Origin of the sequence: Streptomyces sp. NPDC003720 (assembly GCF_042875075.1) — a bacterium.
Lineage (GTDB): Bacteria > Actinomycetota > Actinomycetes > Streptomycetales > Streptomycetaceae > Streptomyces.
On the sequence record NZ_JBIANZ010000005.1, the window covers coordinates 139,788 to 159,256 of the forward strand.

The 19,469-nt window shown below is 73.4% G+C and carries 16 protein-coding genes; 8 read left to right on the plus strand and 8 right to left on the minus strand.

Going from position 1 to position 19,469, the window contains the following annotated elements; all coding sequences use genetic code 11:
- Positions 1-140 precede the first annotated feature (140 nt).
- Entirely contained in the window at positions 141-1,478 is a 1,338-nt protein-coding gene (locus ACFYU0_RS15200) for a 6-phospho-beta-glucosidase (RefSeq protein ID WP_389301141.1), read from the plus strand.
- 279 nt (positions 1,479-1,757) lie between these two features.
- On the opposite strand, the gene ACFYU0_RS15205 is transcribed toward ACFYU0_RS15200, so the two are convergent.
- Together ACFYU0_RS15205 and ACFYU0_RS15210 are read right to left on the minus strand one after the other, a co-directional pair.
- Positions 1,758-3,443, minus strand: coding sequence for a carbohydrate binding domain-containing protein (locus ACFYU0_RS15205; protein ID WP_351668157.1), 1,686 nt, complete (start codon positions 3,441-3,443; stop codon positions 1,758-1,760).
- Positions 3,444-3,578: 135 nt separating this feature from the next.
- Positions 3,579-4,706 carry an ATP-grasp domain-containing protein gene (locus tag ACFYU0_RS15210; RefSeq protein ID WP_351668159.1) on the minus strand — a complete coding sequence of 376 codons (1,128 nt, stop codon included), beginning with the start codon at positions 4,704-4,706 and terminating at the stop codon, positions 3,579-3,581.
- Positions 4,707-4,972: 266 nt separating this feature from the next.
- On the opposite strand from ACFYU0_RS15210, the gene ACFYU0_RS15215 reads away from it, so the two are divergent.
- Positions 4,973-5,878, plus strand: coding sequence for a metallophosphoesterase (locus tag ACFYU0_RS15215; protein WP_351668161.1), 906 nt, complete (start codon positions 4,973-4,975; stop codon positions 5,876-5,878).
- Positions 5,826-6,503: a 4'-phosphopantetheinyl transferase gene (locus ACFYU0_RS15220; protein ID WP_389301146.1), complete on the plus strand. Its 678-nt coding sequence runs from the start codon at positions 5,826-5,828 to the stop codon at positions 6,501-6,503. Before ACFYU0_RS15215 ends, ACFYU0_RS15220 begins: the two co-directional genes overlap by 53 nt.
- 25 nt (positions 6,504-6,528) lie before the next feature.
- Here the strand turns inward: ACFYU0_RS15220 and ACFYU0_RS15225 are convergent, their stop codons facing one another.
- Positions 6,529-6,756 carry a hypothetical protein gene (locus ACFYU0_RS15225; protein ID WP_351668166.1) on the minus strand — a complete coding sequence of 76 codons (228 nt, stop codon included), beginning with the start codon at positions 6,754-6,756 and terminating at the stop codon, positions 6,529-6,531.
- 350 nt (positions 6,757-7,106) lie between these two features.
- Positions 7,107-7,763, minus strand: coding sequence for a helix-turn-helix transcriptional regulator (locus ACFYU0_RS15230; RefSeq protein WP_351668168.1), 657 nt, complete (start codon positions 7,761-7,763; stop codon positions 7,107-7,109).
- A gap of 243 nt (positions 7,764-8,006) precedes the next feature.
- Here ACFYU0_RS15230 and ACFYU0_RS15235 point away from each other — a divergent pair, with 243 nt between their 5' ends.
- The 4 genes from ACFYU0_RS15235 (at position 8,007) to ACFYU0_RS15250 (ending at position 14,353) form a co-directional block, all read left to right on the plus strand.
- Positions 8,007-8,678 carry a hypothetical protein gene (locus ACFYU0_RS15235; RefSeq protein ID WP_351668169.1) on the plus strand — a complete coding sequence of 224 codons (672 nt, stop codon included), beginning with the start codon at positions 8,007-8,009 and terminating at the stop codon, positions 8,676-8,678.
- A 356-nt stretch (positions 8,679-9,034) separates the two neighbouring features.
- Positions 9,035-11,179 (plus strand): discoidin domain-containing protein, encoded by a 2,145-nt coding sequence (locus tag ACFYU0_RS15240; RefSeq protein ID WP_389301150.1) that lies wholly within the window; start codon positions 9,035-9,037, stop codon positions 11,177-11,179.
- Positions 11,180-11,389: 210 nt separating this feature from the next.
- Entirely contained in the window at positions 11,390-13,438 is a 2,049-nt protein-coding gene (locus ACFYU0_RS15245) for a phosphocholine-specific phospholipase C (protein ID WP_389301153.1), read from the plus strand.
- A 66-nt stretch (positions 13,439-13,504) separates the two neighbouring features.
- Entirely contained in the window at positions 13,505-14,353 is an 849-nt protein-coding gene (locus ACFYU0_RS15250; RefSeq protein WP_351668174.1) for a phospholipid scramblase-related protein, read from the plus strand.
- A 90-nt stretch (positions 14,354-14,443) separates the two neighbouring features.
- Here the strand turns inward: ACFYU0_RS15250 and ACFYU0_RS15255 are convergent, their stop codons facing one another.
- Together ACFYU0_RS15255 and ACFYU0_RS15260 are read right to left on the minus strand one after the other, a co-directional pair.
- Positions 14,444-15,400 (minus strand): hypothetical protein, encoded by a 957-nt coding sequence (locus ACFYU0_RS15255; RefSeq protein ID WP_389301154.1) that lies wholly within the window; start codon positions 15,398-15,400, stop codon positions 14,444-14,446.
- A complete protein-coding gene (locus tag ACFYU0_RS15260) occupies positions 15,397-16,197 on the minus strand; it encodes a phosphatase PAP2 family protein (protein ID WP_351668178.1) in 801 nt (266 codons plus the stop codon). The genes ACFYU0_RS15255 and ACFYU0_RS15260 overlap by 4 nt, the downstream gene beginning before the upstream one ends.
- Positions 16,198-16,398: 201 nt before the next feature.
- Here ACFYU0_RS15260 and ACFYU0_RS15265 point away from each other — a divergent pair, with 201 nt between their 5' ends.
- On the plus strand, positions 16,399-17,043 hold the full coding sequence (locus ACFYU0_RS15265; RefSeq protein WP_351668180.1) for a TetR/AcrR family transcriptional regulator C-terminal ligand-binding domain-containing protein: 645 nt from the start codon (positions 16,399-16,401) through the stop codon (positions 17,041-17,043).
- Positions 17,044-17,161: 118 nt separating this feature from the next.
- Here the strand turns inward: ACFYU0_RS15265 and ACFYU0_RS15270 are convergent, their stop codons facing one another.
- Together ACFYU0_RS15270 and ACFYU0_RS15275 are read right to left on the minus strand one after the other, a co-directional pair.
- The gene (locus ACFYU0_RS15270) at positions 17,162-18,199 is read right to left on the minus strand and encodes a DUF2510 domain-containing protein (protein ID WP_389301158.1); all 1,038 of its coding nucleotides are present in this window, start codon (positions 18,197-18,199) and stop codon (positions 17,162-17,164) included.
- A 118-nt stretch (positions 18,200-18,317) separates the two neighbouring features.
- Positions 18,318-19,469 carry an anhydro-N-acetylmuramic acid kinase gene (locus ACFYU0_RS15275; RefSeq protein WP_389301159.1) on the minus strand — a complete coding sequence of 384 codons (1,152 nt, stop codon included), beginning with the start codon at positions 19,467-19,469 and terminating at the stop codon, positions 18,318-18,320.

Here is a 19,469-nt window from a genome sequence, read left to right on the forward strand (position 1 = left end):
GCCACCCGTACCGGAGCAGACCGCGCCGCCGTGGCGGGGCCCGGCGGCGGGCACGGCGCACCGGCCCGCACGTTCGGCCGGTCCCGGCCCGCGACACGGGGGCCGTCCCTTCGCCCGCGCCGATGTGCGAAGGTGCAGGCGTGAGACTGACGATTCTGGGCGGCGGCGGCTTCCGGGTCCCGCTGGTGTACGGGGCGCTGCTGGCCGACCGCGGTGCGGGCCGGGTCACCGAGGTCGTGCTGCACGATGTGGACGACAGGCGGCTGCACGCGGTCGCCCGGGTGCTGGCCGAGCAGGCGGCGGACGTCGCCGACGCCCCGCGCGTGACCACCACCACCGACCTCGACGAGGCCCTGCGCGGCGCCGACTTCGTCTTCTCCGCTATCCGAGTCGGCGGGCTCCAGGGGCGGGCGGACGACGAGCGGGTGGCCCTGGCCGAGGGGGTCCTCGGCCAGGAGACGGTCGGCGCGGGCGGCATCGCCTACGGCCTGCGGACCGTCCCGGTCGCCGTCGACATCGCGCGGCGGGTGGCCCGGCTGGCCCCCGAGGCCTGGGTCATCAACTTCACCAACCCGGCGGGGCTGGTCACCGAGGCCATGTCCCGCCACCTCGGCGACCGCGTGATCGGCATCTGCGACTCGCCGGTCGGCCTCGGCCGCCGGGTGGCCCGGGTGCTCGGGGTGCGGCCCGAGGACGCCTGGATCGACTACGTCGGCCTCAACCACCTCGGCTGGCTGCGCGGACTGCGCGTGGAGGGCCGCGACGAACTGCCGCGCCTGCTCGCGGACCCGGGACTGATCGGCTCCTTCGAGGAGGGCAGGCTCTTCGGCGCCGACTGGCTGCAGTCGCTGGGCGCGATCCCCAACGAGTACCTGCACTACTACTACTTCAACCGCGAGGCCGTGCGCGCCTACCAGGAGGCGGAGCAGACCCGCGGCGCCTTCCTGCGCGAGCAGCAGGCGCGCTTCTACGACGAGGCCCGCCGCACGGACGCCTCCGCCCTCGGCGCCTGGGAGCGGACCCGCGCCGAACGCGAGGCGACCTACATGGCGGAGAACCGGGAGACGGCGGGCGCGGGTGAGCGCGAGGCGGAGGACCTGTCGGGCGGCTACGAGAAGGTGGCCCTCGCCCTGATGCGGGCCGTCGCCCGGGACGAGCGCACCACGCTGATCCTGAACGTCCGCAACCGGGGCACCCTGTCCGTCCTGGACGACGACGCCGTCGTCGAGGTGCCCTGCCTGGTCGACGCCAACGGCGCCCATCCGGTCGCGGCCGCCCCGCTGCCCGGCCATGCCACCGGGCTGGTCTGCGCGGTCAAGGCGGTCGAGCGCGAGGTGCTCGCCGCCGCCGGGTCGGGGTCGCGCGCCACGGCCGTGAAGGCCTTCGCGCTGCATCCGCTGGTCGACTCGGTCCAGGTGGCCCGGCGCCTGGTGGAGGGGTACACGGCGGTTCACCCGGGGCTCGGGTACTTGGCGTAGCGCCGGCGGCCGGCCACCGGACCCGCCCCGCGGACCCGGCGTGGAGACGCCGGCCGAAGGTTCTCCGGGCCGGCCGGCCGCTCCCCGTGACCGCGGCCGGCCGGTCCGAACCCCCGTTCAGGCCCCGTGCTTCCCCCGTCGGGACCTCCCCCGTGCTTCCCCCGTGTCCCCCTTGTTCCTGCTATGGAGAGTCGCGGGACCGCCCCCTGATACACCCCCGGACGAAAGAAAGTCCCCCGGCTCTGGAGCCGGGGGAAGTGGCCGTGCAGGGGGCCGTGCTCAGCCGGTGAAGCCGGCCGTGATGGAGGTGAACTGCCAGTTGCTCTGGCTGATGCCGGAGCAGTTGCTCACCACGCCGCCGCCCGGGCAGGGCCGGTCGCGGTTGACCGCCCAGTAGGCGAGCCGCGCGATGTGGTGGGAGTTGGCCCAGTCGCGAATCTGGGTCCAGATCGCCGGGGTGGTGTTCTCCTGCTGGTCCGACAGGCCGTTCATGCCGGAGATGCCGATGTGCGAGTACGCGGTCGCGTCGTCCCAGCCGAACGTCGACTTGAGCTTGTTCTTCAGCCCGTCGGCCGCGTTCACGGTGTTGCCGTACATGTCGGAGCCGCCGCCGAAGTCGAACGGCATGATCGTGAAGACGTCGATGTTGGCGCCCAGCGACTGCGCCTGCTCGATGAGCCGGTTGCCGTAGTAGGTCGGGCCGGTGGTGGAGGTGCCGAAGGTGACGATGGTCTTCAGACCGGGGTTGTTCGCCTTGACCGTCTTCAGCGCGGTGAGGATCCGCGCCTGCACGGCCTCGTTCTCGAACTCGTCCGTGTTCTCGATGTCCATGTCGATCGCCTTCAGCGAGTAGGCGTCGATCACCTTCTGCAGCGCCCCCGCGAGCGCGCTCGCCGACGAGCAGTTGGCGCCGAGCTTGCTGCCCTGCCAGCCGCCGAACGACGGGACGATGTCACCGCCCGCCGAGCGGATCTGGTTGATGGCGGTCTGGTCGACGCCGCCGGTCAGCGCCCGGCTGCCGTCCCAGGCCGGGTTGCAGCCGCCCGAGTCCAGCACGAACGCCATGGTGAACCACTTGACCCCGGTCGCGCTCATCACCGTGGCCGGGTTCGGCGGGTCGCCCCAGCCCTCGTACAGATAGGGGGCCGCCTGCTTGAAGCCGGTGCCGCCGCCGGTCCCTGCGTCCGTCGTGACCGACACCGAGTTGGAGGCCGGCGAGACGTTCCCGGCCGCGTCCCGCGCCTTCACGGTGAAGGTGTACGACGTGCTCGGGGACAGCCCGGCCACCGTGGCGGAGGTTCCGGAGACGCTGAGCACCTGGCTCGATCCGGCGTAGACGTCGTACGCCGTCACGCCCACGTTGTCCGAGGCGGCGTTCCACTTCAGCGACACGCTCGAGGAGGACTTGCCGGTCGAGGTGAGCCCGCCCGGCGCGGTCGGCGCCTGGGTGTCCCCGCCGCCGGTGCCGCCCGGGCCGTCGAGCTGGACGTCGTCGGCGTAGTACGAGCCCTGCGCGTACCAGCCGTGCACGTAGATGGTGGCGCTGGTCTGCGAGGCGCCGGTGGTGAAGGAGACGCTGAGCTGGCTGTACGCGGACGGGGAGGTGGTCCACGTGGAGGCGCCGCCGTCGACGCCGAGATACACGTACGAACCCCGGACCCAGCCGCTGAGGGTGTACGCGGTGTTCGGCTTGACCGCGACCGTCTGGCTGCACTGCGCGTTGTCGCTCGAACTCACCGCCCCCTGCAGCGCCTTGGCGCCGCTGTGCACGGGGGAGGAGACGACCGAGCCGAGGTTGCCGGTACAGGTCCAGGGGGACAGGCCGCCCGACTCGAAGCCGGGGTTGGTGAGGACGTTGGCCGCCTGTGCGGTGCCCGGAAGGGCGACGGCCCCGCCGAGGGCCAGGGCGGCGGAGCCGAGCAGGGCGAGGAGCCGGCGTCTGGGACGCCCGAGTGTGTGGCGCACGCGATCTCCCTGTGGGGATGGGGGTGTTCGGGAGTGCAGGGGAATGCGGAAGGTGCGCTGAACAAGTTGGTATGGACCAATCGCGGTGTCAATAGGACGGGTGCGGATTGGTCCGGACCGGTGCCGAGGAGTGCGTCACGCGGGCGCGGCGGCGGGGGCGCCGGCCTCCCGGGCGGCTCCGTCGGCGGGCGCCGGGACCGCGGGGAGCGGAGTCTCCGGGGTCCGCTGCTGGGGCACGGACACCGGCCGCAGCGTGCGCGGCGCCGACACCACCGTGTAGTCCTGGCCCAGGAACGGGGGCTCGATCACGCCGGGGTCGTCGCCCAGCGCCAACCGCACGGCCGCCCACGGCGCGTTGACCCCGCAGAGCGAGAGCTGGTGCAGCCCGCCGGCCGGCCGGGTGTTGACGTCCATCAGCACCGGGCGGTCCCCGTGCATCCGGAACTGGATGTTGGACAGGTAGTGCAGCCCGAAGCCCTCCGCGAGCATCCGGGCCGGCCCCAGCCACCGCTCGCGCAGCGTGAAGCCCCGGCGGCGGCCGTTCTTGGTGCGGCCCACCGCCAGCCGGACCCGGTTGTCCGGCCCGGTCAGGCAGTCCACCGACACCTCCGGCTGCTCCAGCCGCGGCATCACCAGCCAGTCCACCGGCTCCTCGGCCTGCCGCAGCGCCTCGACCACCAGGTCGAGCTGGACGTACGGCCCGGGGAACCCGCTCAGCTGCGTGAGCGAGAAGGGCGCGCGCGTGATCATCCGGAAACCGACCCCGCCCGCCCCGGACGCCGGCTTGAAGCAGGCCCGCTCTCCCGCCGCCTCCAGCTCCTCCACGGCGGCGACGAGTTCGTCCGCCGTGCGCACCCGCCACCAGGGCGGCACCGGCACGCCGACCGCACGCGCGGCCTCGTAGGCGGTCGCCTTGTCCTCGAACACGGCCACCGCCTCGGGCGTCGGCGCCAGCAGCGCGGTTCCGGCCGCCCGGAACTCCGCGCGGTGCGCCACGATCGCCGCCTGGTGCAGCCGGGGCACGAACACGTCGATCCCGCGCCGGACGCACTGGTCGAGGGCGTACTCCACGTACGCGGCCGGCGACAGGCCGGCCGGCTCCAGCTCGGCGGTGTCGGCGGCGGCCAGCACGGGGGAGTCGGCGTCACCGTGCGTGGCGTGGATCTCGACCGCCCGGTCGCTGGGATTCCTCCGCAGCTGGTCCATGAAGAAGACGTTCTCCGCGTACGTGCGGTTGAGCCAGACGCGTACGCGAGAGGCCATGCAGGCCGCCTTTCGGGGTTTCCGGGCAGGACGCAGCGGCCCGTGCCCGGGCAGGAGGGAGGAAGGGACACCAAACGGCCCTGTCGAAGGGGGAGTTAGGGGCGTCGATGTCGGGGCGATCATACGGCTTTCAAACGCTCGCGCGTGCAACGCGCAGGTTACGGATTCCCCGGCCCGCGCGGACGGGCGCTGGCCGAAGATCCCCTTGCCCGTGCCCCGTGGATGTGTTCTGGTGGTGCCCACGGCATGATCGGAAGGGGCACGGGGTGGAGTCGACGGCCGGGGCCGGACAGCTGCTGGCCATCAGCGACCTGCACATCTCGTATCCGGAGAACCGCGCGCTCGTGGAGCGGATGCGCCCCACCACGGACGACGACTGGCTCATCGTGGCCGGTGACGTCGCCGAGACCGTCGAGGACGTCCGCTGGGCGCTGGCCACCCTCGCGGACCGCTTCGCCAAGGTCCTGTGGGCGCCGGGCAACCACGAACTGTGGACCCACCCGAAGGACGCCGTCACCCTGCGCGGCGTCGCCCGCTACGAGCACCTCGTCGCCGTGTGCCGGGAACTGGGCGTGCTCACGCCCGAGGACCCGTACCCGGTGTGGCGCGGCCCCGGCGGCCCGGTCGCCGTCGCCCCGCTGTTCCTGCTGTACGACTACTCCTTCCTGCCGGACGGCTGCGCCACCAAGACCGACGGCCTGGCCTACGCGCACAGCACCGGCGTCGTCTGCAACGACGAGTACCTGCTGCACCCCGACCCGTACCCGACCCGCGAGGACTGGTGCCGCGCCCGCGTCGCCGAGACCGAGCGCAGGCTCGCCGAGCTGCCCGAGGACCTGCCGACCGTCCTGGCCGGGCACTACCCGCTCGACCGGCACCCGACGGACGTGCTGTGGTACCCGGAGTTCGCCATGTGGTGCGGCACCACCCTCACCGCCGACTGGCACCGCCGGTTCCGGGTCGAGACGATGGTCTACGGCCACCTGCACATCCCGCGGACCACCTGGCACGAAGGGGTCCGCTTCGAAGAGGTGTCCGTGGGATACCCCCGCGAATGGCGCAAGCGCCCGGAGCCCCCGGGGCAGCCGCGCCGCATACTGCCGATGGAGGTCGGACCCGGTGATCGAGGAGCTGCTCCCGGAGTCGGTGGTGGCCGCGGAGTCGCACGGTGACCAGGACACCGACGAGACCCTGCTGTACCCGCAGGAGCGCCCGCTCGTCGCGCGGGCGGTGAGCAAGCGCCGCCGGGAGTTCACGGCGGCGCGGGTCTGCGCCCGGCGGGCCATGGAGAAGCTCGGGGTGCCGCCGCAGCCCGTCCTGACCGGCGAGCGCGGCGCCCCCGTGTGGCCGGACGGGCTGGCCGGCAGCATGACCCACTGCGACGGCTACCGCGCCGCCGCGCTCGTGCGCGCCGCCGACCTGGCGTCGCTCGGCATCGACGCCGAGCCGCACGCACCGCTGCCGGACGGCGTCTTCGACACCATCGCGCTCCCCGCCGAGCGGAACCGGCACCGCGCGCTGTCCGCCGGCCGGCCCGCCGTGCACTGGGACCGGCTGCTGTTCAGCGCCAAGGAGTCCGTCTACAAGGCGTGGTTCCCCCTCGCCCGCGCCTGGCTCGACTTCTCCGAGGCCGACATCGAACTCACCCACGCGCCCGGCGAGAGCGCGCGCGGCCGCTTCCACGCCCGGCTGCTCGTCCCCGGACCACTGGTCGGCGGCGTCCGCGTGGACGCCTTCGAGGGGAGCTGGCTCGTCCGGGACGGCCTCGTGCTGTCGGCGGTGGCCGTCCCGCACTGAGCGGGACGGCCACCCGGGACCGGCCTCACTCCTGCGGGCACCAGTGGGACAGCAGCCCGAAGAACTCCTCCTCGTTGCCCGCGAGGCCGGCCCGCGCCAGCGCCCCGTCCGCCTCGGCGAGCACGGCGGGCGGCACCAGGACGGGCCGGGGCCCGTCCGGCGGCCCGTCGAAGGCCGCGCGCACGGTGTGCAGCAGCCGCAGATAGGCCTGGACGGCGGTGCGCTCACGGTCGGTCAGTACGGCGGTGGTCATCGGTCGGCTCTCCCCGGTTCGGCGTCACGGATCACGCGCGCTGCGGCGCCGTGCGCCGTGTCGTACGGCGCACGACTCCAGCTTGCCGCCCCCCACTGACAACGCCGCGTGAGCAGGCCGGGGTTCGCCCACTCAGCGGACGCGACGCCCCCGCGGACAGGGAACTTGGCGGCCGGCCGGGTCGCGGGTGACGGCGTACGGGACCGGCGTACGGGCGCGATGCTGGCGTACGGGTCCGGCGTACGGGCGGGGCGGACGGCGTACGGGACCGGCGTGCCGACCCGGCGGACGGCGTACGGACCCGACGGGTCGCCCGCGTCCGTGCGGGGCCCCGGACCGACGCGGGACGGCTACGCCTCGGGCCGCTGCACGCTCTCCAGCAGCATGTCGAGCCACTCGGCGACCTTGTCCCGGTGCTGGTCGGTGGGCAGTTGCGCGGCCCGCCAGGCGATCCCGCGTACCCCGTGGTCCTGCAGCAGCCGTTCCAGCGGGTCCGCCGCCGGCTCGGCGGCGGCCCGTTCCCGGTCGGCGAGCTTCTGCAGCAGCTCCTGCTCGGTGCGCTGCAGGGCGCCCGCCAGCGCCTCGGCGTCCTCCGCGGTGAGGAAGCCCGCGTGCACCCGGAAGAACCGCTGGAGCGCGTCGCAGTGCTCCATGGTGGGCCGCCGGTCGCCGTTGATCAGGGCGCCCGCCTGCTGCCGGGACATGCCCGCGCCGTCCGCGATCTCCTGCTGGGTGTACTTGCGGCCGTTCGGCTTGAGCCGGGTGCGGCGCAACAGGTCCAGCCGCTGCAGGAAGCGAGCCTGGACGTCGGGTTCGCCCGCCGGGCGGCCGCTGAGCAGTGCCTTGACCACCGGCTCCGGAACACCGCACGCGACGGAGAGCCGCCCCACGTCGAAGACCTCGGTGTGCGGCACGCCGAGCCGGTCGGCGAGCGCGGTGACGCGGGCGGCGACGGCCGACAGCTGTGCGGTCTCGATGGCGCCCGGATCCTCGTAGCCATCCGTCACCGACAGAACTCCTACGTCTCTCGAAGGCCTCAGGTACGTTCCGTGCTCATCGCAAGCGGGTGTCGTGAACTTCCCGGAGAGTAGCGGGTGCTTCGAACCCGCATCCAGGTCTCGCCACAACTGTGGCGAATTCCAGCCGTCAACCGGCGCTAAATGCCACGATAGTTGACACGGCTCTTGTCCGGGCAGCAGGATCGCAGTCGCCGCGCGAAGGCCGGCACGGGCAAGAGGGGTGACCTCCCGATGGCACATCAGGCAGGAGGGCAGTGGCCGGCGCCGCGGCCCGTCCCCGACGGCTGCGATGTCCAGGCGTACCTCCAGGACTACGCCGCGCTGGTGGAGGCCGTCCCCTTCCCGTCCCTGGTCGTCGACCACCGCTGGAACGTCCTCCTGGCCAACGGCGCCTTCGGGAACCTGTTCGCCGGTGTGCGCCCCCATCCGACCGCCATGCCCGGGGACAACTTCCTGCGCTTCGTGCTCTTCCACCCCGACGCCGGCGGCATCCTCGGTGAGCACGAGCAGGGCTGGTGCCTGCCGATGCTGGCTCATCTGAGGTCCGCGATGGACCGCTCGGGCCACGACCACGAACTCCAGGCCATCCGGCGGGACATCGGGCAGGACCCGATCATGGAGGCCGCCTACCGGCAGGGTCTGCCGCACTGGATCCGCGCCGTCGGCGAGGCCGCGACCCGGCTCGACGGCGCCGTGCGCCTGCTGCACCACCCCGACCCGCGCCGGGGTCCCACCGAGTGCCGGATCGTCGACGAGACGCCGCGCACCCTCGAGGAGATCGGCTGTACCCGGCTGACGATGGTGCTGCGCGACGCCCAGCGCCCGGCCGCCGCGGCCCGCCGTCAGCGCCGTGCGCACGGCGCCGGCACACATCTGACGGTCGTTCCGGCCCCCCTGGACTGACCCGGTTCCGTCGGCGTTCAGGTCGCCGACGGGACCGGGCCGGGAAGCCCCCGCCTCCTCGACCCCGCCGAGCGCGAGGCACCTCGCACGCAAGCCACGCAAATCTTTTGCGTGGCTTGCGCTCTTGTTACGACCTCGTACGGGGAAAGTCGACCTGCTCGCACCCGCGTCACCCTGCTGTTTCTCGTATCCGATCGACTGTCGAAAAATTACAGATTCCGCGCGACATCTTGTGTGCGAATGTCGTCGGTGCTTGAGTGTGCGGCGCCCCGCAGGCGCACCTTCCTGCTGTCCCCCGACCCCCACCACGAAGGGACCGGCACATGCACCGCACCACTGCCGCACATGTCAGGCGCATGCCAGCAATCGGGGCGGTCGTCGCCCTCGCCGCCGGCACGCTCGTCGCCCTGGCGCCCGCCGCGCACGCCGCCTCCGGCGCCACGCTCCCCTTCACCTCCGTCGAGGCGGAGTCGGCGAGTACCACCGGCACGAAGATCGGCCCGGACCACACCCAGGGCACCCTCGCCTCGGAGGCCTCCGGCCGGCAGGCCGTACGGCTCGCCGCCGGGCAGCGCGTGGAGTTCACCGTGCCGCGCGCCGCCAACGCGGTGAACGTCGCCTACAGCGTCCCGGACGGGCAGTCGGGCGCGCTGAACGTCTACGTCAACGGCACCAGGCTCACCCGGACACTGCCGGTCACCGCCAAGTACTCGTACATCGACACCGGCTGGATCGCGGGTTCCAAGACCCACCACTTCTACGACAACGCCCGCATGCTGCTGGGCCGGGACGTCCAGGCCGGGGACAGGATCGCCTTCGAGGCGGCCGGCACCCAGGTGACCGTGGACGTCGCCGACTTCGAGCAGGTCGCGGCCGCCGCGCCCCAGCCCGCCGGCTCGGTGTCCGTGGTCTCCAAGGGCGCCGACCCCAGCGGGAGCGGCGACTCCACCCAGGCCTTCCGCGACGCCATCGCGGCGGCCCGGGGCGGGGTGGTGTGGATCCCGCCGGGGGACTACCGGCTCACCTCCTCGCTCAACGGGGTGCAGAACGTCACCCTGCAGGGCGCGGGCAGCTGGCACTCGGTCGTGCACACGTCCCGCTTCATCGACCAGACCAGCTCCTCGGGCGCGGTCCACATCAAGGACTTCGCGGTCCTCGGCGAGGTCACCGAGCGCGTCGACTCCAACCCGGACAACTTCGTCAACGGCTCCCTCGGCCCGGGCTCGTCCGTTTCTGGCATGTGGCTGCAGCACCTCAAGGTCGGGCTGTGGCTGACCGGCGACAACGACAACCTGGTGGTGGAGGACAACCGCGTCCTCGACACCACCGCCGACGGCCTCAACCTCAACGGCAGCGCCAGGGGCGTCCGGGTCCGCAACAACTTCCTGCGCAACCAGGGCGACGACGCGCTCGCCATGTGGTCGCTGTACGCCCCGGACACCGACTCCAGCTTCGAGAACAACACGATCTCGCAGCCCAACCTCGCCAACGGGATCGCCGTCTACGGCGGCACCGACATCACGGTGCGCGGCAACCTGGTCTCCGACACCAACGCCCTGGGCAGCGGCATCGCGATCTCCAACCAGAAGTTCCTCGACCCCTTCTCCCCGCTGGCCGGCACCATCACGGTCGACGGCAACACGCTGGTGCGCACCGGAGCGCTGAACCCCAACTGGAACCACCCGATGGGCGCGCTGCGGGTCGACTCCTACGACAGCGCGATCGACGCGAAGGTGAACATCACCGACACCACGATCACCGACAGCCCGTACAGCGCCTTCGAGTTCGTCTCCGGCGGCGGCCAGGGCCGTCCGGTGCGGGGCGTCGACGTGACCGGCGCGACCGTGCGGAACACCGGCACGGTCGTGGTCCAGGCCGAGACACCGGGCGCCGCCGTCTTCCGCGACGTCACCGCCACCCAGGTCGGGTCCGCCGGCGTCTACAACTGCCCCTACCCGGCGAACTCCGGCGCCTTCACCCTCACCGACGGCGGCGGCAACTCCGGCTGGTCGAGCACCTGGGCGGACTGCTCCACCTGGCCCCAGCCCGGCCAGGGCAACCCCGCCCCCGACCCCGGCCGCAACCTCGCCAAGGGGCGCCCGGCCACCGCGACCGGCTCGCAGGACGTCTACACGCCCGGCAAGGCGGTCGACGGGGACGCGGGCACCTACTGGGAATCGGCCAACAACGCCTTCCCGCAGGCCCTGACGGTCGACCTCGGCTCCTCCTACGCGGTGCGCCGTGTGGTGCTGAAGCTGCCCCCGTCCGCCGCCTGGGGCGCCCGCACCCAGACCGTCACGGTGCTCGGCAGCGCCGACGGCTCGGCCTACTCCACGGTCGTCGGCGCGCAGGGCTACCGCTTCGACCCGGCGACGGGCAACACCGTCACCGTCTCCCTGCCGGGCGGCACGAACCTGCGCTACCTCCGGCTCGCCGTCAGCGCCAACACGGGCTGGCCCGCCGGGCAGTTCAGCGAGGTGGAGGCGTACCTGGCGGGCTGACCCCCGCCAGGGGCCCGGCAGCCCCTCCGGCACGGTCCCCGGGGCCTCCGGCCGCCCACCGCGGCCGGAGGCCCCCACCGGACCGCCGGGTTTCACATGGGTGCCACCAGATACTTCCCTGACGTTTGCTGCTCTTGGAACACTCACTTCGCGCAGATTCCGTCATCTGACGGCAGCAGCACCCACGTCAGGATGAGAGGGCCCCCACCCATGTCCGAGGTCAACCGGCGCCGCTTCCTCCAACTCGCGGGCGCCACGACGGCGTTCACCGCGCTGTCCGGCAGCATCCAGCGGGCGGCCGCGCTGCCCGCCCACCACCGCACGGGTTCGGTCAAGGACGTCGAGCACATCGTCGTGCTGATGCAGGAGAACCGCTCGTTCGACCACTACTTCGGCAAGCTGAGGGGGGTCCGGGGCTTCGGCGACCCCCGCCCGGTCACCCAGAACGGCAGGTCCGTCTGGAAGCAGTCCGACGGCACGAAGGACATCCTCCCCTTCCACCCGGACGCCGACGACCTGGGCCTCGCGTTCATCCAGGACCTCCCGCACGGCTGGAACGACGGCCACACCGCGTTCGCCGGCGGCCGGTACGACATGTGGGTGCCCGCCAAGTCACCGACGACGATGGCGTACCTGACGCGCGACGACATCCCCTTCCACTACGCGCTGGCCGACGCCTTCACCGTCTGCGACGCCTACCACTGCTCGTTCATCGGTTCCACCGACCCCAACCGCTACTACATGTGGACGGGGTACACGGGCAACGACGGCAAGGGCGGCGGCCCGGTCCTCGGCAACGACGAGGCGGGCTACGGCTGGACCACGTACCCCGAGCGCCTGGAGAAGGCCGGGGTCTCCTGGCGGATCTACCAGGACGTCGGCGACGGACTCGACGCGCACGGCGGCTGGGGCTGGATCGACGACGCCTACCGCGGCAACTACGGCGACAACTCGCTGCTCTACTTCGACCAGTACCGCAACGCCGAGCCCGGCAGCCCGCTGTACGAGAAGGCCCGCACCGGCACCGACGCCCGCAAGGGCGAGGGCTTCTTCGACCGGCTCCGCGCCGACGTCACCTCCGGGAAGCTGCCGCAGGTCTCCTGGATCGTCGCCCCAGAGGCCTTCACCGAGCACCCCAACTGGCCCGCGAACTACGGCGCCTGGTACGTCTCCCAGGTGCTGGACGCGCTGACCTCCGACCCGGAGGTGTGGGCGAGGACGGCGCTGTTCATCACCTACGACGAGAACGACGGCTTCTTCGACCACGTGATCCCGCCCTTCCCGCCGGCCTCCGCCGACCGGGGCCGGTCGACCGTGGACCCCGCGCCCGACCTGTTCAAGGGCGACGCCGGCCACGCCGCCGGCCCCTACGGACTCGGCCAGCGGGTGCCGATGCTGGTGGTCTCCCCGTGGAGCAAGGGCGGCTACGTCTGCTCCGAGACCCTCGACCACACCTCGATCATCCGGTTCATCGAGAACCGCTTCGGCGTCCAGGAGCCGAACATCTCGCCCTGGCGCCGGGCCGTGTGCGGGGACCTGACCTCGGCCTTCGACTTCTCCCGCAAGGACACCGCGCCGGTGGCGCTGCCCTCCACGGCCGGCTACCGGCCGCCGGACCACGCCCGCCACCCGGACTACGTGCCCACCCCGCCCGCCGTGCCCGCGCTGCCCCGGCAGGAGCGCGGCAGCCGCCCCACCCGGCCGCTGAAGTACGCACCGGCGGTGGACGGTTCGGCGGACCCGGCGTCGGGCAGGTTCACCCTCGCCTTCGCCTCCGGCGCGCACGCGGGAGCCGCGTTCCTCGTCACCTCGGGCAACCGCGGCGACGGCCCCTGGACGTACACCACCGAGGCGGGCAAGACCCTCTCCGACACCTGGAACTCGGCCTACTCGGGCGGCTCCTACGACCTCGCCGTGCACGGTCCGAACGGCTTCCTGCGCGTGTTCAGGGGCCGCAACGCCACCGCCGGACCGGAGGTCACGGCCCGGCACACCGGCGACGACGTGGAACTCGCCTTCACCAACCAGGGCTCGGGCACGGCGCGGCTGAAGCTCGTCAACGGCTACGGCGGCGACCCGGTCGCGGTGACGGTGCGGGCCGGGGCCACCGTGCGGCGGACCGTGCGGCTCGCTGCCAGCCGGCGCTGGTACGACCTCACGGTCACCGCGGACGCGGACCCGGCGTTCCTCCGCGGCTTCGCCGGCCACGTGGAGAACGGGCGGCCCGGGGTCAGCGACCCGGCCATCATCACGGAGTGAACGGGCGATGAACACCGCTCCGGGCGGACTGGTCAGGTACCGGTCACACCAGGGTAGTGTGCCCCGGTGACCACGCAATCGAACACTCCTGCAGGCTGGTACCCCGATCCGCACGGGGCGGCCCAGACGCTGCGCTACTGGGACGGCGCCCAGTGGACCGAGCACACCAACCCGGCGCAGCAGGGCGCCGGTCAGGCTCCGCCGGTCGCTCCCCAGCAGCCGGCCGCCCACATCCCGCAGCAGCAGTCCGGTGACGCCAAGGTGCAGCGCCAGGTGCAGAAGCAGGCGGGCGTCGCGGCCGGTGGTCCCGGCGGCGGCACTCTCTTCACCGAGCCGGTCCTGGTGGTGAACCAGAAGGCCAAGCTGATCGAGCTGACCAACGAGTACAAGGTCATGGACCAGAGCGGCCGTGAGATCGGCGCGGTCACGGAGGTCGGTCAGAGCGCGCTGAAGAAGATCCTGCGCTTCGTCTCCAGCCTCGACCAGTTCATGACGCACAAGCTGGAGATCCGCGACGCCCACGGTCAGCCGCAGCTCGTGCTGACCCGGCCCGCGAAGTTCTTCAAGTCCCGGGTCATCGTGACCCGCCCGGACGGCTCGCCGGTCGGCGAGATCGTCCAGAAGAACATGATCGGGAAGATCAACTTCGCGATGAACGCGAACGGCCGGCAGGTCGGCGCGATCAAGGCGGAGAACTGGCGGGCCTGGAACTTCGCCATCGTCGACCACGCGGACAACGAGGTCGCCCGGATCACGAAGACCTGGGAGGGCCTCGCCAAGACGCTGTTCACGACCGCGGACAACTACGTCCTGCAGATCCACTACCAGCTGCCCGAGCCGCTGCTGAGCCTGGTCGTGGCGACGGCGCTGACCGTCGACACCGCCCTCAAGCAGGACTCGCGGGGCTGGGGCTGACCGGCCCGGCCGGACCACGGCCCGAGGGACGTACGGCCGCGGCCGGCACGCGCGGAGGATCCGCGGGCGCCGGCCGCGGCCGTACGTCGTTCAGTGCGCGGTGAGATGCCCGGGCTGCTCCGGCTGGCGGGGCACCAGCGCCGGTTCCGCCGCAGCCGTGCCCGGCTCGAGGGCCAGGACCGCCGCGACCGGGTGCTCCTCGTCGTGCCCGCCGGGTCCGCCGGGCGCGGGCGCCGCCCGGGTCAGCAGGAGCACGCCCCGCACGGCGAGGCCGGCCCCGGCCAGCGCCAGCAGCACCCCGCCGGCCCCTCCGCGCAGCCCCTGGCCGAGCAGGGTCAGCCCGATGACCGCGGCGGCCAGCGGGTTGGAGAGGGTGACCATGGCCAGCGGCCCGCCGAGGCCGCCGCGGTAGGCCGTCTGGGACAGCAGCAGCCCGCCGGTGGAGAACGCGGCGACGAGGACGGCGACCACGATCACCTCGGCGCCCGGGCCGGAACCCGAGTGGTCCGTGGCCGCCACCGTCACCGTCTGGGTGAGGGCCGAGGCGACGCCCGAGGCGAAGCCCGAGGCGGTGGCGTGCCGCAGGCCCGGCCGGGCGCCGGGCCGGGACAGCAGGCCGATCAGCGCTGCCGAGGCGCCGGCGACCACCAGCGCCTCGGGCAGGCTCAGTATCCGTGCGGGCGCCGGTCCGGAGGCCGTGACCAGCACCGCCGCGAGCCCCAGCAGCGTGAGTGCCGTACCGCGCCACTCCACCGCGCTCACCCGCCGCCCGGCGGCCCGCGCCCCGAGCGGCACGGCCGCGACCAGGGTGAGCGCCCCGAGCGGCTGGACGACCGTCAGCGGCCCGTACTTGAGGGCGACCACGTGCAGCAGCGCGGCGCCGGCGTTCAGGCCGACCGCCGACCACCACGCGCCGGCGCCGAGCAGCCGCACCAGCCCGGTGCCGAGGCTGCGCGAGGCGAGGCGTTCCTGGGCCACGGCGGCCGCCGCGTAGGCGACGGCGGAGACCAGGGACAGGGCGAGGGCGAGGAGGGTGGCGGCGCTCATCGGGCGGCTCCCGCCAGGACCGGCCCCCGCTGGGCGGGCAGCTTCGGGGCGCCGCCGGCGGCACCGGACGTGTGCCGCGGCGCGCGCACGAGCGCGAGCGCGGCGCCGAGCATGGCGGCCGCCGCCAGCGCGTCGACCCAGTAGTGGTTGGCCGTGCCCACGATCACCAGCAGGGTGACCAGCGGATGCAGCAGCCACAGCCAGCGCAGGCGCGAGCGGGTGGCCGCTATCAGGCCCACCGCCACCATCAGCGCCCAGCCGAAGTGCAGCGAGGGCATCGCGGCGAACTGGTTCGACAGGTGGTCGCCGGCGGGCGGTCCGTACACCGAGGGCCCGTAGACGCGGGCGGTGTCCAGCAGGCCGGTGCCGGCCAGCATCCGCGGCGGGGCCAGCGGGAAGGTGAACGGCAGCACCAGGGCGGCCGCGGTCACCGCCGCCAGCACCCGCCGCGCCCAGACGTAGTGGGCGGGCCGCCTGACGTACAGCCAGACCAGGAAGGCCAGGGTGGCCGGGAAGTGGACGGTCGCGTAGTAGGTGTTCGCCAGGCGGACGAGGAGGTCGCCGTGCAGCAGCGCGGACTGCACGGAGGTCTCGTCGGGCAGGTTCAGCGACCGTTCGAGGCCCCAGACGCGATGGGCGTTGTGGAAGGCGTCCGCGGTGTGGCCGACGGCCAGCCGCCGTCCGAGCTTGTAGACGAGGAAGAGTCCCGCGACGAGCAGGAGCTCGCGCGGGAGCGGCGGGCGCGCGGTCGCTGTCGCGTCCGGCTCCGCCGCGGCAGGCTCGGTTCGGGCATTCATCCCCCGGCCCCTTCCCTGGCGTTCGTGCGGGTGGTGGTGCGGGCCGGACCGCGTTTCCGGGCCCGGAACTCATCGATACGTCTCCGTACCGATACGCCAGTGTACCGATACGCTGGAGTACCGGTACACTGGCGTATCGATTGAGGTGCGACACACTGGAATCCCCGGGCACGTCCCGGAACAGAGTGAGGAGAGGCACGCATGACGTCGCAGGCCGAAGACGGACCGGACACGGTCGCCGCCTCGCGCCGCTCCAAGATCACGCCCGAGCGTGAGCGGGAGTTCTTCGACGCCGTGCTGGAGCAGATCCGCGAGTGCGGCTACGACTCCGTGACCATGGAGGGTGTGGCCCACAGCACCCGGTGCAGCAAGTCCACGCTCTACCGGCAGTGGAAGACCAAGCCCCAGTTCGTCGCGGCCGCGCTGCGGGCCAACCGCAAGGTGCGCTTCGCCGGCATCGACACCGGTTCGCTCGCCGAGGACCTGCGCCTGGCCGCGCGGGCCGCGGGCGACTGGTCCAACAAGGACACCCGGCTGATGCAGGCGCTCGGCCACGCGGTCACCGGCGACCACGAGCTGGCGCAGGCGCTGCGCGAGGCCCTGGTCCTGCCCGAGATCGCCGAGCTGCGGGAGATGCTGGCGCGGGGCGTGGAGCGCGGCGAGGTGCCCGCGGACCAGCCCGCGCTGGAGTACGTCCCGGCCATGATGTTCGGCGTCATGCGCGTCCGGCCGGTGCTCAGCGGCCAGTACGCCGACGCCGACTACCTCGTCCGCTTCGTGGAGGCCACCGTGCTGCCCGCGCTCGGACTGACACCAGACCCAGGCCGCCGTTCACGGGATGACTGAACGGTGACCTGCCGGCGCCGCACCGTGGGGACGGGGGCGGCGCACACCCCCCGGCCGGGTGGGGTTCCCCTTGAGCGGAGGGGCGCTCCACCCGGCCGACTGCTTGACGAGGACGTCCTCAGACGTCCTGGCCGCTCCCGCCGCCCGACGAGACCTCGATGCCCTTGAGGATCTCGTCGATGACCGACACGTCCTGGCCGACGTCCACGCCGAAGCGCACCACGACCATCCGCTTGGCGTCGTTGGGCGAGGGGAAGGCCACGGACTCGACGTAGCCGTCGGCGCCCTTGCTGGTGACCGCCTTCCAGCGCACCGCGTAGCCCTTCTGCCCGGCCACCGTCACCGCCTTGGCCGACAGCACCTCGTGCGAGGTGATGCTGCCGTAGGTGGTGCCGCCGTAGGACTGCTTGGCGTTGGCCGCGATGTCCGCCTTGGCGACCTCCTCGGCGGTGTCGCCCTTCGTCTTCAGGGCGAGCGCGGGAGCGGTGTAGGCGCCGCCCGCGGTGCAGGTCTGGGCGCTGTTGCCGGGGCACTTGTAGGAGTCGCCGGAGGTCACCTGGGCGCCGACCCCGATCGACTCCCCGGTCCAGCCCTTCGGCACCGGCAGGCTGATGCCGTTCGCCGGATCCGGCACCGTGCCGCCGCCCTGGACCTTCGGCGCCCCGGAACCCCGGGGCGCGGGCGACTCGCCCGGCCCGCCGTCACCGCCCGGGCCGCCCTGCCCGCCGTCGCCGCCGAAACCGCCGGGGCCGCCGCCCCGTCCCTCCTGCCCCTGTTGCGAGCCCGCGCGCTCGGAGCCACCGCCGCCGTCGCCCTTGGCGAGGGCGTTCACCCCGACCCCGATGCACACCAGGACCGCTGCCGCGGCCCCCACGGCTATGCCCGTGCGCAGCCCGCGCCGGGGCGCGGCCGGGGGCTGGGCCGGATACGCCGAGTACGCCGGATACCCCGGCTGCGCCCCGTACGGCTGGTACGCCGGGGAAACCGGCTGCGCGCCGCCGGCCGGCTGCTGCGCCGGGGGACCCCACACGGCGGCCGTACCGGCGGGGCGGGTCTGGTCCGTCCAGGCCTTGCCGTCCCACCAGCGCTCGGTGGGCGGACCGTCATTCGTCTGCCCGGGGTCGGGGTACCACCCGGGAGGAGTCACCTGCGTCATGCCCCCACCGTATGAGGCGTCGGTGAAAGCGGGATGAGAGCATCCGCCGCCAACTTCGCGCACCGGGACATTTCTCCGGAGATTTCCTCGGCCGTGCCCGGCGGCGGCCCGGCCGCCGTCACCCGGCCACCACCAGACGCACCGGTCCGCGTCCCGCCGGCGGCGGCAGCCGCAGGCCGTCCCGTCCTGGTGTCAGCGAGCCGAGCACGCTCGGGTGACGGGCGCCGGTGCTGCGCGGATCGGTGCCGGCCAGGCCGTGCGCGGTGAGGAAACCGAGCACGGCGAAGGCGTACGCCTCCTTCGCCGGCGCGGGCAGGCCCAGCTCGTCGGAGCCACGCACCGCCACGCCGGGGAGCCGGTCCCGCAACGCCGACATGAGCACCGGGTTGCGGGTGCCCCCGCCCGAGGCCACCACCTCGCCCGCCCCGACGCGGCGCACCGCGTCCGCGACCGTCCGCGCCGTCAGCCACGTGAGCGTGGCCAGCGCGTCCTCGGCGGCCAGCGCGTGCACCCCGGCCGCCCGGAGGTACCCGGCGTGGAACAGCTCCTTGCCGGTCGTCTTGGGCGGTTCGAGCGCGTAGTACGGCTCCGCCAGCAGCCGGTTCAGCAGCGCCCCGTCCGGCCGCCCCCGCGCGGCCAGCGCGCCGTCGGTGTCGCAGGCCAGCCGCCCGCCGCTGAAGTGCCGGGCCGCCGCGTCCAGCAGCGCGCAGCCCGGCCCGGTGTCGAACGCCGTGCCGTCGGGCGCGGTCAGGTTGGCGATACCGCCGATGTTCAGCGCCACCGGTCTGCCCGGCCTGCCCCGCAGCCACAACACATCGACCAGGCTCACCAGGGGCGCGCCCTGGCCGCCCGCCGCCACGTCCCGGGCGCGGAAGTCGGCGGCGACGGGCAGCCCGGTCGCCTCGGCGATCCACGCGGGCTGCCCGAGCTGGAGCGTGCCGTGCACGCGGCCCTCCTCCACCCAGTGGTGGACGGTCTGCCCGTGCGAGGCCACCAGCTCGCCGCGGCCGCCGCACAGTTCACGGTCGGCACGGACGGCCGCCGCGGCGAACGCCTGCCCGATCCGGGTGTCCAGCCGGCACACCTCGGCGAGCGGGACGGCGGCCGGCGGCAGCGCCGCCGCGAGCGCGGCGCGCAGATCACCCTCGTACGGCGTGCTCACCATGCCCAGCGGCTCCAGCACCAGCGTGTCGCCGTCCAGGCGCAGATCCGCCGCCGCCGCGTCCACGGCGTCGTACGACGTCCCCGACATCAGCCCGATCACCCGCAC

Coding starts and splice junctions, on each gene's coding strand:
- ACFYU0_RS15210 (WP_351668159.1), bottom strand. CDS start 4,706: ATGGCCTCTCGCGTACGCGTCTGGCTCAACCGCACGTACGCGGAGAAC.
- ACFYU0_RS15225 (WP_351668166.1), bottom strand. CDS start 6,756: ATGACCACCGCCGTACTGACCGACCGTGAGCGCACCGCCGTCCAGGCC.
- ACFYU0_RS15235 (WP_351668169.1), top strand. CDS start 8,007: ATGGCACATCAGGCAGGAGGGCAGTGGCCGGCGCCGCGGCCCGTCCCC.
- ACFYU0_RS15240 (WP_389301150.1), top strand. CDS start 9,035: ATGCCAGCAATCGGGGCGGTCGTCGCCCTCGCCGCCGGCACGCTCGTC.
- ACFYU0_RS15245 (WP_389301153.1), top strand. CDS start 11,390: ATGTCCGAGGTCAACCGGCGCCGCTTCCTCCAACTCGCGGGCGCCACG.
- ACFYU0_RS15255 (WP_389301154.1), bottom strand. CDS start 15,400: ATGAGCGCCGCCACCCTCCTCGCCCTCGCCCTGTCCCTGGTCTCCGCC.
- ACFYU0_RS15260 (WP_351668178.1), bottom strand. CDS start 16,197: ATGAATGCCCGAACCGAGCCTGCCGCGGCGGAGCCGGACGCGACAGCG.
- ACFYU0_RS15265 (WP_351668180.1), top strand. CDS start 16,399: ATGACGTCGCAGGCCGAAGACGGACCGGACACGGTCGCCGCCTCGCGC.
- ACFYU0_RS15270 (WP_389301158.1), bottom strand. CDS start 18,199: ATGACGCAGGTGACTCCTCCCGGGTGGTACCCCGACCCCGGGCAGACG.